The following is a 13226-nucleotide window of genomic DNA, read 5'->3' on the forward strand; positions in this document are numbered from 1 at the left end:
CCACGTTGCCGCGCTGACGCGGCAGCAGATGCGCGATCCTCATGAACTGGTCCAGCGTGATGTCATACCTCGGCGTACACATATACCGATTATCACACAACACCAACTAGCGTAAACACACCCTAGTATGACCGGAAAAGTCTACTCAAACCCATACTTTTCCGGTCATACTAACAAAATCGGTTCATCCGATAAACGAAGTGGGTGGTTCCGCCGAGTTGTCGGCGGAACCACCCACTTATGGCGTGCGGCGTTATATCGCGCTTTGGTTGTGCGTCAGCGGCTCAGACCAGGCTCAGTGCGTGGTCTTGTACTCGGAGGCCCAGCCGTCCACGAAGGCGGAGGCGACGTTGTCCCAGTCGCCGGTGCCCTGCGCGTACTCGAGCATCGCGTTGCCGAGGCTCATCACCCACTGGGTGCTCGGCAGCGGGTAGATCACGATGTCGTAGTCGCCCTTGGCGGCGTACACGTCGTTCGCGCGGTGAATCGGGTTCGTGGTCTTGTAGCCGTTCTCGGCGTAGGACTTGAACGGGGTCTCGAACCCCATCTCGTCGGTGACGAGCTTGCGCGCCTCGTCGTCCTGCAGGATGTAGTCGAGGAACTGGCGGGTCGCCTTCTGGTCCTTCTCGGAGGCGTTCTTGTTCATCGCGAAGTACAGGAAGCTGACGGTCAGGCCGGCCTTTTCCTCGCCTTCGGTGCCGATGTAGATCGGCAGCACGCCCATATCCTCGTCGGGCACGTCCTGGTCCTTGATCTGAGAGTAGCCCCAGGTGCCGTTCTGCAGGAACGCGGCCTCGCCGAGCGCGAACTCGGAGTTCGCGTCGTCCATCGTCGCGCTGGACAGCTGGCTGGCCGGCGTGGTGGAGTCGGTGATGTACAGGTCGAAGATCTTCTTGAAGTTCGGGATGTACTTGTCGGAGATCGTGGCGGGCAGCTGGGTCACGCCCTGGTCACGGTACTCGTAGTACACCGGCACGTGCGCGAGCTGGTCGCCGAATCGCTTGATCGAGCTGGTGTCGAAGCCGGCGGACGTGAACGCGCCCTTGATGCCGAGGTCGTCCTTGTGCGCCTGGATCTCGTCGGCCACGGTCTTGAGCGTGTCGAAGTTGTCGATCGTCTCGACGTCCTTGACGCTCGACCAGTCGGCGTCGAAGTACTTCTGCAGGATGGCCTTGTTGTAGATGATGCCGTAGCGCTCCATCACGTACGGCACGGCGCCGATCTCGTCGCCGTTCTTCATCGCGTATTCCTGCTTGGTCAGGTCCTTGTACATGTTCGTGTCGGACATGTCGGCGTAATAGTCAGTCCAGTTGAGGAAGTCGTTGTTGTCGACGTCGAACACGGTGGGCGCCTCGGACTTGGCGAGCTCGCTCTTGAGCGTCTGCTCGTACGTGTCGGACGACGCGGTGGCAACGTCGACCTTGATGCCGGTCTTGGCGGTGAAATTGTCGGCTAGTTCGCGGATCTGGTCGGCCTGCTCGACCTTCATGCTCAGGAAGTAGACGTGGCCCTTGTCGGAGTCGGCGTTGGAGCCGCCCGCGGAACCGCATGCCGCGAACAGGCCAAGGGACAGGCCGGCTGCCGCCACCGCGGCCGTTGCTTTGATAATCTTCTTCATGGTTTCCCTCCTGTGGAATGCCATAACTTCGTTGTTGTAGCGTTTGCGTTGCAGAGGCGGGGGACGGGCGGACAATGCCCGATGCCGTCCGTTCCCGCGTATCGTGGAGGCCTGCCGCCGGTTGCACCCGGCGGCTTTTTTCATTGGTCCGGCCGATCGTTTCGTCCGTCGGCCGACCGTATTCGCCGGCCGGCCGGTTCAGCGTTGCGCAAGGACGTTCCTGCCGGTCACGCCTCCTTGAGTCCGCGGGCGATGGTCGCGTTCCTGACGTCGAGCGTGCCGTCGGTGACGAACATGCTCAGCGTGTCGCCTAGACGCTGGTACATGCGCGCGTTGAGCGCGACACCGTCGACGTACAGCGTGGCGATCGTGTCGTCAACGATGAGCTGGATGTGGTATTCGCGCCCGGCCGTCAGTTCGATTGGGCGTTCCAGTCCGATGTTCATGCAGTTGAACCACGGGAAGTTCGGGCTGCCTTCGAACACGTAGCGGTTTTCGGCGACGGGGAAGATGAACTGATAGCCGCGTTCGGTCTCCTCGTCACGGTAGACACGCAAGCCGAAGGATCGTGTGCCTTCGCTGAACGTCACGTCGGCCTCAAACGAGTAGATGTCGCCACAGTCGTTGGCGAGCGTCACGTTGCGTCGCGCGTCACGGCCGTCGATGACCGCGTCCTCGGCGACAGATTCACGATCGTTGAACGCGCTCCAGACGGCGTCGGGGATACGCACGCCGAGCGTGCCGTCCTCGCGCTGGTAGACCTCGTGCGGCACGAAGGTGCCGGCCCATTCGAAGTTCTTCGCGTCGTCGCAGTCCTCCTTGGTGGCGACCCAGCCGAAGAGGATGCGCTGGCCGTTGAGTTCGAACGTGCGTCCCGCGTAGTAGGCGCTGCCGTCGAACGCGTCGTCGGCCGGCGCGATCCACGGGCCGTCGAGGCTCTTGGCCATGCGGTAGACCATCTTGTGCCTGTCGCTGTACTCGGTGACGATGTGGTACCACCAGTCGCCCATCTTGAACAGATCGGGCATCTCGTGCATCGTGTACAGTCCCGGCGCCCAGAAGTCGCCTTCGAACGTCCAGTTCTTGAGGTCCTTGGACGTGAACTTGACGGTGCGGCCGGTCTGCTGGGGCTTCGGGCCGATCTTGCGTGCGCCGAGGATCAGCAGGTACTGGTCGTGCTCGTCGTCGCGGATGACCCACGGGTCGCGCCAGTCGTCGGGATCGTAGCCTTCCTGCGGAGTGAAGGTGATAGCGTCCTGCGTTTTGGTCCAGTGGTACAGGTCGTCGCTGACGGCGTGCATGAGCACCTGCGCGGGTTTGCCCTGCTCGGGGTAGTCGCGGTTGTAGCCGGTGTAGAAGATGTGGTACTGGCCTTCGCCTTCGAACACGGAGCCGGCGAAGATGAACTGGTCCTGTTCGTCGTCGCCGCCACGCGCCACAGCCACGCCGCAGTCCTGATAGTGGACGAAGTCCTTGGTGGTGGACAGGTCCCAGCCGAACGGCTCGCCGAACGGCTCGGGATTACGGTTGTCGCGCTGGTGGTACAGGAAGAATTCGTCGCCCCTGCCAAACGGCATGCAGTCGCCGAACCAGGTGCCGGGGAATTGATAGTACAGCTTGTGCACAATGCGCCTCTCTTGTGTGACTTGATCTGCCACCGGTTCTGTACCGGTGTTTCCGCGGGGCGGAACAAGCCGGACAGATCGGTCCAGACATGCCGCTTCGCATGTCTTCCAACAGGCCATTTCCTATTGTATTTCTTTCATTTAAACGCTTAAGCATTTAAACGATTAAGCATCATGATAGGCACCACCGCAGACGCTGTCAAGCGCAGAGTGTCAGCCCAAGGAAACAACGCGTGTCGCAGTTACCCCCCGCGCACGAATCGAGTCGCGCATGACCGCCGGGCAAGCGACCAGCAACGGATCGTAATGGCGAGGCTCATCACCGATGCCTTCCACGCCCTTATCTCCGCCCGCAACGGCGACTCCGTCCGCCGCATCACCATCGCCATGCACCGACTCATTCAGCGCCAGCAGCGAACGTACGCCGAGCACACCGAGATCGTACTGCGGTAGTCCCACCGTCGTCAGCGCCGGATGCAGGTGCGCGGAAATGACCTCCTGGTTGTCGAATCCGACCACCGACAGGTCGTCCGGCACGCGCAGACCGCGCTCGCGCAGCGCGTCGTACAAGCCCATCGCGGTACGGTCATTGTGGCAGAACACCGCCGTCGCACCGGTCGCCAGCACCGCGTCGACCGCACCATAGCCACCCTCTTGGTCGGCGGTCGCGTCGATCACCATCGTCGGCTGGTATTCAATGCCGCCCGCGGACAGCGCAAGCCGGTATCCTTCGAGACGCCCGACCGAGGCGGGAGAGATCGTCGGCTCGTTCACGAACGCGATGCGCCGATGCCCGGCCCTGATCAGCAGTTCGGTCGCGGCACGACCGCCCTGTACCTCGTTGGGTACCACGGCGGGGAACCGGCCGAACTCATCGAAGCAGTTGACTAGTACGGACGCGGTGCGGTCGAGTTCAACGGGGGGCGTGATTGCGCGGTGCACCCAACTCGAGTAGATCAAGCCCTCCACCTGGTGTTCAAGCATGAACGCGAACGCCTTGCGCTCGATGGTCTTGTTGCCGTCGGTGTCAACGACAAGCAGAATCTTGCCGTTGCGCCACGCCTCGTCCTGCGCTCCTTGGATGACCTGACCAGCGAACGGCGACGTGGCCACGCCGTCGCTGACGAAGCCGATCAGGTCGGACCTGCCGCGCGCAAGGCTACGGGCGAACGCGTTGGAATGGTAGCCAAGCCGATCCGCAACCTTGCGGACCTTGCGGCGTGTGTTTTCGGGGATGCGCACGTTCTTGTTGTCGTTAATCGCCCACGATGCGGTGGCGATGGAGACGCCGGCGGCTTTGGCGACGTCATGCAGCGTGACTTTGCCCATGCGTCACTGCCCTCCGGCCACGGGATCGGTCACGGCGTCGATCGAGGGGACGGACGCACCCCTGTTATCCTCGACGTACTTGGCGAAGACCTTCTCCAAGATCGGCACATGCAGCATGAGCATGGTGCCGCAGCCGAGCACGACCAGCAGGAACAGGCCCTGCGGCATGTAGAACCACGAGGCGATGAGCAGGCCTAGAAAGACCGTGTCGAATGAGACAAGCGCGAGGGTCGCGCCGATGTGCGAGACACCGAAGATGAACGAATTGGCCAGCACCGTACCGAAGGAGTTCTCGAACCGGGCCTGCAGCGCCCATACCCATTCGAAGCCGATGATCCACAGAATCGTCAAACCGAACTTGGGGATAAGCAGCGGCGTGATCTGCAGCACAACCCACGCATAGGAGAGCGCGGCGCCCGCGCCTCCGAAAACGACCCAGAGCGCGGTCGCCTTGGGGAAGTTTGCAAGGAACGCCTTGAAATAGTTGGCGGTGACGTGGCCTTCGCCGATGACCGCACGACGGGCGGTGTCGTGGCCGGCGGCGAGCGCAGCGCCGATCGTGACAAGCGGGATGGAAGTGACGAGCATCAGGATGTTGAGCCAGACGGCGTCGGCGACGTTACTCAGTCCGCGCATGAACGCAGAATCCGGGGACATGAAGCCCATGGTCAACTCCTTTGCCGGGGACGGGATGATCGATACACGCCATTGTAACGACCCGCACGCCGGCCCTGGCGTAGATTCACAGCCCGGCCGCACCGAAGCATCACTGAAGAATCCCATGTGATGGTAACGTATTCACCAACCTGCGCACCCACCGATATCGTTCAACTGCGCGCAATGGCAGCATATTTTCCGCAACACGCCGGAGTCGCCAACAAATCCTTTTGATGATATCGTTGTCATCGACGCTTAGCGGTAATGAGCGGCGAGGCCCCACACCAAGCCGCCCCCTTTGGAGAAGAACAGCATGCCGAACGTCGTCGTTCGGCACATCAGGAAAGGAACATCCCACCGATGAGCACCCCGAAGAAGCTTTTCGCAGCCGGCCTCGCCGCAGCCATGATCTTTGGCGTCGCCGCATGCGGCTCCGACACCGCATCCAACGATGCGAAGGGCCACGTCTACTTCCTCAACGGCAAGCCCGAGGTCGTCGATCAGCTGCAGCAGCTCGCCGACGACTATACCTCCGAGACCGGCGTTCAGGTCGACATCCAGACCGCATCCTCCGGCAGCTACGAATCCACGCTGACCTCCGAGCTGGCCAAGTCCGAGGCCCCCGACCATGTTCACCATCGCCGGCTACGACGAGTTCGCCAAGTACCAGAAGTACCTCGAGCCACTGCAGGACACCGACGTGTACAAGCTGCTCAACGATGAGGGCAAGGCCAACTCCCACAAGGTCGGCGACAATGCCTACACCATGCCGTACGCCGCCGAATGGTACGGCATCATCTACAACAAGAAGATCGTCAACGAGTACGCCAAGAAGAGCTACGCCGTCATCAAGTCCGACACCGATGTCAAGGACTACGACACCTTGAAGAAGGTCATCGAGGACATGAACAAGCACAAGGACGATCTGGGCAGCCAAGCCGCCATCGCCACCCCGGGCCTCGACTCTTCCTCCGCATACCGCTTCGTAGCGCACATGAGCCGCCTGCCACTGTTCTACGAGTTCCGTGACGACAACACCACGTTCACCACCGATCTCAAGGGCACCTACCTGAAGAACTACAAGGACCTGTTCGATCTCGAGGTCGCCAACAGCCCGACCGAGAGCTCCATGCTCAGCTCGAAGACATACGACGATATCATCTCCGAGTTCGCACTCGGAGATGTCGCCTTCTACCCGAACGGCGTGTGGGCTTATACCCAGATCAAGGACAACGGCGTCGAGGATGACGACCTCGGCATGCTGCCCTACTGGATGGGCATCAAGGGCGAGGAGGACTATGGCCCGGCCGGCGTGTACGACGCTTCCTGGGCAGTGAACAAGAACGCGTCCGATGAAGACAAGCAGGCAACACTCGACTTCATCAAGTGGATGGTCTCCTCCGACGAAGGCAAGAACGCCCTCGCCAAGGAAATGGGCTTCTCCGTCCCGTTCACCACCTTCGGCAACAACGACCAGCCCGACAACCCGCTCACCAAGCTCGCTCGCGCCTACGCCGACGAAGGCAAGCCGTCCGTCACCAGCTTCCCGCTGCCGAGCCAGCAGTGGCAGGACGACCTGACCAGCGCACTGCTCAACTATGTGCAGGGCGGCGGCGAATGGTCCGACTTCGAGGACGCCTTCACCAGTGGGTGGAAGAAGGACTGGGACAACAACAAGAGCGTTCTCGGGATGCTCCCGGAGTCTAAGGCGTTCGATGCCCAGTGATTTGGCGCCAGCCCCTGCCGGGCGCCCATTCCATAACTCAATAACAGACTTGGCTGTCGGGTGAAGTCAGCCAATCGCCGCCCAATCATATTTCGGCCGTCGTTCACTTTTACCTTCCCTTTTGGTGACCGGCGGCCATTCTACGATAGGACGGCATTTTATATAATTTGTACGAACGTACATATCGTGCGTGCCGCAATGCCCCCCCCCCACGAAAACTACGACAGGAAGAGAACCATGACTGCAAACAACATGCGCGACGACTGGTGGAAGCAGGCCGTCGTCTATCAGGTTTATCCGCGCTCCTTCAAGGACGCAAATGGCGACGGACTCGGTGACATCGCCGGTGTCACCAGCAAGATCGACTATCTTAAGCAGCTCGGCGTCGACGCGATCTGGCTCAGCCCGTTCTACCCGTCCGACCTCGCCGACGGCGGCTACGACGTCATCGACTACCGCAACGTCGACCCGCGACTGGGCACTATGGACGACTTCGATGAGATGGTCAAGGTCGCGCACGAAGCCGGCATCAAGGTCATCGTCGACATCGTGCCGAATCACACCGCCGACAAGCACGTTCTGTTCCAGGAAGCGCTGGCCGCCGCTCCCGGCTCCCCCGAGCGAGACCGTTACATCTTCCGTGACGGCCGCGGCGAGCATGGCGAGCTGCCGCCGAACGACTGGATCTCGCTGTTCGGCGGTCCGGCCTGGCAGCAGGTTCCGGACGGCCAGTGGTACCTGCACATCTTCGCCAAGGAGCAGCCGGACGTCAACTGGAAGAACCCTGACATCCACGAGGAATTCAAGAAGACGCTGCGCTTCTGGTCCGACCACGGCACCGACGGCTTCCGTATCGACGTCGCCCACGGTCTGTCCAAGGACCTCGAATCCGTGCCGCTCGACCAGATGGACCCGCTCGCAGTGCAGCATGGCCTGTGCCATGATTTCACCAGCCCGCTGTGGGACCGCAAGGAAGTGCACGACATCTACCGTGAGTGGCGTGAGGTCTTCAACGAGTACAACCCGCCGCGTTTCGCCGTTGGCGAGGCATGGGTCGTGCCCGAGCATCAGCACCTGTACGCTAGCACCGACGAGCTTGGCCAGGTCTTCAACTTCGAGTTCGCTGAAGCGAACTGGGACGTGGACGCGATGCGTTCCGCGATCCTCGCCGGACTGAGGTCGGCCGAGGAAACGCACGGCTCGACGACCACCTGGGTCATGAGCAATCACGATGTGCCGCGTCATGTCTCGCGCTACGGTCTGCCGCAGGTCCCGGCCTCCTCGCACCATCAGCTCGCCAAGGATTGGCTGCTGCGCGACGGCACCAGCTACTTCGAGGATCGCGAGCTCGGCACCAAGCGCGCTCGCGCGGCGATCATGATGGAGCTCGGCTTGCCCGGGTCCACGTACATCTACCAGGGCGAGGAACTCGGCCTGCCTGAGGTCGCGGACATCCCGTGGGATCGTCTTGAGGACCCGACGCCGTTCTTCACACGCGAGCGCTTCATCGAGAAGGGCCGTGACGGTTGCCGCGTGCCGCTGCCGTGGGATTCGTCCGACGTACCGGCTCCGGCCGAGTGGAACACAGGCTTCGGCACGGGCGCCTCGTTCGGGTTCTCCCCCGCGACGAAGGCCGACGGCACGGCCAGCGCCGATCCGCATCTGCCGCAACCACTGTGGTACAAGCAGTACGCGGCCGATGCGGAAGATGCCGACGACACGTCGATGCTGAACCTGTATCGCGCCACGCTGAACTTGCGTTCCACCCTGCTCACAATGACTGGAGACACCACGGATTGCGTCATGATCGATGCCGACCATGATGTAATTGCCTATACGCGTCCAAGTGCAGACGGCCGTCGATTCGCAAGTTATACCAACTTCGGTTCAACGCCGGTTGCACTGCCGAATGGCGAAGTGGTGCTAACGTCTGGAACCATTAGCGACAAACTGCTTCCGCAGGATACAACCGCTTGGCTGCTGCTCAACTAGGGTGTGTTTACGCTAGTTGGTGTTGTGTGATAATCGGTATATGTGTACGCCGAGGTATGACATCACGCTGGACCAGTTCATGAGGATCGCGCATCTGCTGCCGCGTCAGCGCGGCAACGTGGCCGTGGACAACTACACGTTCGTCAACGCCCTCCTGTGGATGTGCCGCACCGGGGCGCCGTGGCGGGACCTGCCCGAGTGCTTCGGCAAGTGGATGACCGTCTACCAGCGGTTCAACCGCTGGTCCAGGAACGGCGCGATGGAGCGCCTGTTCGCGGCGCTGCAGGAGGAGCGGATCATCGGGGTGGAGGTCAGGGTGCTCGCGTTGGACTCCACGAGCGTGAAGGTCCACCAGCATGCCGCGGGCGCCCCGAAAAAAGGGGGCCGCGGTGCGTCGGCGTCTCCCGTGGAGGGCGGAACACCAAAGTTCACGTGGTATCCGACAGCGAGTCGACGCTCGTCGAGATCCACCTGAGCCCCGGCAACGAGCACGACGCGTCCCATGGGCGCCGATCGATGGCCGCGCTCGGCGCGTTCATGGGCGCGGGCCTGCTCATGGGCCGCGCGTACGAGGGGGACCCGACCCGCCTGCTGGCCGAGTCGTTCGGGCTGAGGCCGGTCGTGCCGCCCAGGCGCAACCGCACGGCCCCGTGGGACTATGACCGGGAGGCGTACCGGGAGAGGAGCATCGTGGAGCGCCTGTTCTGCAGGATGAAGCAGTACCGCAAGGCCGCCACCCGGTACGACAGGCTCGACGAGACCTTCCTGTCCAACCTCATGCTCGTCCTCATTGCCATCTACCTCAAGGACACCACCAAAACCAGATTAGAGTAAACACACCCTAGTAAAAGTGCGTCGCTGGCGAAGGCGGATGCGGTCTTGACTACCCCTCAGTCGGCTTCGCCGACAGCTCCCCTGACAAGGGGAGCCGAGGGGAATGGTAACTGAGCCGGTCGCGTCGTGTACGACAGACCTTGGCAAGGGGAGTCGAGGGATTGCCGTCAACCCTCGCAGACCGGGAAACGACAGCTCATCTGGCAGTGGGCGGCCCATGCGATCACGCGCGCGTCCCTCCGGTCGGTTTTCGCGCTGCCGGGCAGGAGCTGGGCGGCCTTGCGCATCGCGCCTCCGGGAAGGTAGGCGACGGCGATCCCCATGCTTCTGGCCACGGTCAGGGGCGGCGAGCCGATGGTGTTGGGCTGGTCGACGACCAGCAGCGGCCGGCCTCGTTCGGAAAGCCTTTCCAGCATGGTCCGGATGGCTTTCTCGTCCTGTCTGACCGGCTTGTCGTAGACGGTGGCGCCGTCGCGGTCGAGGGCATGCGCGTGGTGCGCGCTTTTGCCTACGTCCAGGCCGATCCACACGTCGATGTCGTCCGGGGTCATCGTCGTTCCTCCCGTCTGGGGATGTTCCGTGGCCGCCGTGGACTGGGATAGAGTCCGGGCGCCCGCGCCGCAGCCACATTACGAGGGGCCTGCGCCGCGAGTCCCTGGGGTCATTCGTGCGACCGGCCTGGTTCCTATCAGCGGTCTGCGGACGTCCCCGCTCCCGGCGACAGCACCCCCCGGATCATCAGCGACAGGGCGAGAGAGTCATACCGGAACCGGCGACCGGGTTCTGACTATCAGAACTTACCAAAACATGGTAATGGGCGAGGGAAATGGCGACCGGGTCGAGAGAACGAAAGTGGCCCGCGTCGCTGGACTCGGGCCACTTGGAGGGGGGATCAGAGCATCAGACGCGGCCCGTGCGCAGCAGCGGCTCGGCGACGGCCTGAATCACGGACTCCGGCATATGCGAATCGTCGAAATCGTGACGCGGGCGATCGCTTTTGACGCTTTCCAGCGTGTGCAGTGCGTTCAGCGCAAGAGCGCCGTTCTCCTTGACCAGCTGGTAGGCGCGTTCCTTCGACAGGTAACGGATCTGCGCGTTGTACAGCACGGTGAATGCATCCTCGATCGCCGGATCGTCGGCGTACCGCAGGCCGCTCGCCGAACGCACAGACACCTCGGCGTCGACCGGCACGTTCCTGACCGTCACCGACAGGCTCAGCGTCGCCTCGTCATACGCGACCTCGGCCTCCTCGCGCGTCACGCCGGCGACTGTAACGACCACGTCGTCCGCCGCGACCTCGGCCACTCCACGGAACGTGACCGTCCACGTACGCTCCGCAGGCAGCGCCTCGACGTTGCCGGACGCGGGCGCGATCGTGAACGTGGCAGCCGCGCCATCCTTCCAGTCGAACGTCATCGCCGTCGACGTCAGCGCCGAAGCGAGCGGCTGCGCCTGGTTCGTGCCGTCGTCCTCCTTGAGATCGAACGCGCCGTCCGCGCCCGGGAAGACCACGACCTGCAGGTGCGCCGGGTTGCCGACCGAATTGATCGCGCCGTTGGCCTCGTCCAGCGGCTGCAGCGGCACGATGCCGCCGGCCTTCGCGAACGCCGGAACGCCGTCGAGATCACGCCACGCCTCCAGCTTGCGGCCGTTCGTGCTCGCCGACTCGTAGCGGCGACCGGTGAAGAAGTCGAACCAGGTACCCTGCGGCAGCCATACGTCGGCCTTCGCCAGCTGCGCGTTGCCGTCGATCGGCTCGACGATCGGCGCGACGACCAGCTCGGTGCCGAAACGGAACTCCTGCTCCATCTCGTACGCGGTCGGGTTCTCCGGCGATTGCCAGTACATCGGCTCGACTAGCGGACGGCCGTCGGCCGCGGCGCGCCAGTTCATCGTGTACAGGTATGGCAGCATCTCGTGGCGCAGGCGCAACGCCTTATCCATCGCGTCGCGCGTTGCCGTGTGGAAGTTCCACGGTTCCTTGCCGTTGAACGACGAATCGGTCGAATGCAGTCGGTTGATCGGGCTGAACGTGCCGAGCTGATACCAACGGGCTTCCAACTCCTCATCGCGGTAACCGAACATATGGCCGCCGATATCGTGGCTCCACCAGCCGTAGCCGATGTTTGACGCGGTCGATGTGAAGTACGGCTGGAACTTGAGCGACTCCCATGTGACGACCGTGTCACCGGAGAAACCGACCGGGTAGCGGTGTGAGCCCGGGCCGGCGTAACGCGAGAACGTGAGCGGCCAGCGGCCGTCGCGACCGGAGTCGAGATAATGCATATGGTTGAGCATCCACAGCGGGTCGAGGCCCTTCTGGCGGGTCGCGCCGCCCTGCTGCCAGTCCAACCACCAGAAGTCGGTTCCCATGTCTTCGAGCTTGTGATGCAGGTCGAAATACGCGTCCATGAAACGCGGACTGGTCAGGTCGAACTCGACCGGTTCGCCGGATTCCGGGTCGATGCCCATACGTTCAGCGACCTCGTCGTAGCCGTCCTCGAATGCGCGCACGCCGTCGCGCGGGTGCACATTCAGCGTCGTGCGTAGACCATGTTCGTGCAACGCGCGTTGGAAACGCTCCGGATCCGGAAAGAAGTCGCGGTTCCAGGTGTAACCGGTCCATCCGGAACCGTACTTCGGATCGACGTCGTCGACCAGATGCCAGTCCATGTCGATGACGGCCGTGGTGAACGGCAGACCTTCCTTCTCGAAACGGTCGACCAGCGTGAGGTACTCGTCCTCGGTGTAACGGTGGTAGCGGCTCCACCAGTTGCCCAGCGTGAATCGCGGCAGCAGCGGCGTCGGGCCGGTCAGCTTGTAGAAGTCCTGCACGGCCTCGATGTAGCGGTGGCCGTAGCCGAAGATGTACAGATCCTTGCCCTGATGCTCGCGCGGCACGACCCAGGTGCCGAACGGGTTGGCCTCGCCCTTGACCTCGGCGGCCTCGACGATTACGTTCGACGTGGAATCGTCGATTACGGCCCAGCCATCGTGCGAGATGACGCCCAGACCGAGCTTCGTCTCGCCGTCGACCTCGTCGAGCGTGCGGGCGGTGCCGCGTAGATTGCCGCGCTGATCCTCGCCGTAATGCCAGGTGTTCATCTGCGAGTTGGTGACGCCCTTGACGACGACGCTCAGGCCTTCCTTGGAGAACTGCTGCATGTTGTAGGTCATACGGAGCGCCGGAGTGTCGATGATGAGCAGGCCGTCGCGCTCGGTCTTCGTGAACTGAGGGGGATTGGCCGCAAGCCAGTTGCGGTTGACGACCATCTGCGTGGCGTGATTCTCGAAAACGCCGTCGTCCTGCCATTCAAGGCGGATGAGCGATTCGGTGATGACGCCGATGCGCCAGCGGTCGCCCTGGATGACCGTGGCCGGGTTCATGCCCGGGTTCGTGGCCAGTTGCGGAAAGGTGGACATGTGAGCTCCTTTGCTGGGACTT

The 13226-nt window shown here is 62.7% G+C and carries 10 protein-coding genes and 1 pseudogene; 5 read left to right on the top strand and 6 right to left on the bottom strand.

The window, feature by feature from the left end; translation table 11 throughout:
* Positions 1 to 295: 295 nt before the first annotated feature.
* The 4 genes from D2E24_RS07830 to D2E24_RS07845 form a co-directional block, all read right to left on the bottom strand.
* Positions 296 to 1618, bottom strand: a complete 1323-nt coding sequence (locus D2E24_RS07830) for an ABC transporter substrate-binding protein (RefSeq protein WP_125968787.1) — start codon at positions 1616 to 1618, stop codon at positions 296 to 298.
* A gap of 227 nt (positions 1619 to 1845) precedes the next feature.
* On the bottom strand, positions 1846 to 3276 hold the full coding sequence (locus D2E24_RS07835) for a GH32 C-terminal domain-containing protein (RefSeq protein WP_241222918.1): 1431 nt from the start codon (positions 3274 to 3276) through the stop codon (positions 1846 to 1848).
* Between the two features lie 180 nt (positions 3277 to 3456).
* A complete protein-coding gene (locus D2E24_RS07840; protein WP_125968788.1) occupies positions 3457 to 4572 on the bottom strand; it encodes a LacI family DNA-binding transcriptional regulator in 1116 nt (371 codons plus the stop codon).
* A gap of 3 nt (positions 4573 to 4575) precedes the next feature.
* A complete protein-coding gene (locus D2E24_RS07845; RefSeq protein ID WP_125968825.1) occupies positions 4576 to 5238 on the bottom strand; it encodes a YesL family protein in 663 nt (220 codons plus the stop codon).
* A gap of 351 nt (positions 5239 to 5589) precedes the next feature.
* Here D2E24_RS07845 and D2E24_RS10635 point away from each other — a divergent pair, with 351 nt between their 5' ends.
* From D2E24_RS10635 to D2E24_RS07865, 5 genes are all read left to right on the top strand, one after another.
* A complete protein-coding gene (locus tag D2E24_RS10635; protein WP_241222919.1) occupies positions 5590 to 5952 on the top strand; it encodes a hypothetical protein in 363 nt (120 codons plus the stop codon).
* Complete coding sequence (locus D2E24_RS07850; RefSeq protein WP_241222920.1) at positions 5858 to 6955, top strand: ABC transporter substrate-binding protein; 1098 nt, start codon at positions 5858 to 5860, stop codon at positions 6953 to 6955. The genes D2E24_RS10635 and D2E24_RS07850 overlap by 95 nt, the downstream gene beginning before the upstream one ends.
* A gap of 237 nt (positions 6956 to 7192) precedes the next feature.
* Positions 7193 to 8947 carry a glycoside hydrolase family 13 protein gene (locus D2E24_RS07855; protein ID WP_125968789.1) on the top strand — a complete coding sequence of 585 codons (1755 nt, stop codon included), beginning with the start codon at positions 7193 to 7195 and terminating at the stop codon, positions 8945 to 8947.
* Positions 8948 to 8987: 40 nt separating this feature from the next.
* The gene (locus D2E24_RS07860; RefSeq protein WP_125968790.1) at positions 8988 to 9422 is read left to right on the top strand and encodes an IS5 family transposase; all 435 of its coding nucleotides are present in this window, start codon (positions 8988 to 8990) and stop codon (positions 9420 to 9422) included.
* The gene (locus tag D2E24_RS07865; RefSeq protein ID WP_125968791.1) at positions 9380 to 9781 is read left to right on the top strand and encodes a transposase; all 402 of its coding nucleotides are present in this window, start codon (positions 9380 to 9382) and stop codon (positions 9779 to 9781) included. Before D2E24_RS07860 ends, D2E24_RS07865 begins: the two co-directional genes overlap by 43 nt.
* A gap of 209 nt (positions 9782 to 9990) precedes the next feature.
* Here the strand turns inward: D2E24_RS07865 and D2E24_RS07870 are convergent.
* Together D2E24_RS07870 and D2E24_RS07875 are read right to left on the bottom strand one after the other, a co-directional pair.
* Positions 9991 to 10332: pseudogene (locus D2E24_RS07870) on the bottom strand (IS110 family transposase); the annotation flags it as partial.
* Between the two features lie 349 nt (positions 10333 to 10681).
* Positions 10682 to 13204: a glycoside hydrolase family 31 protein gene (locus D2E24_RS07875; RefSeq protein ID WP_125968792.1), complete on the bottom strand. Its 2523-nt coding sequence runs from the start codon at positions 13202 to 13204 to the stop codon at positions 10682 to 10684.
* Between the last annotated feature and the right edge of the window lie 22 nt (positions 13205 to 13226).

Source organism: Bifidobacterium samirii, assembly GCF_003952945.1.
Taxonomy (GTDB): domain Bacteria; phylum Actinomycetota; class Actinomycetes; order Actinomycetales; family Bifidobacteriaceae; genus Bifidobacterium; species Bifidobacterium samirii.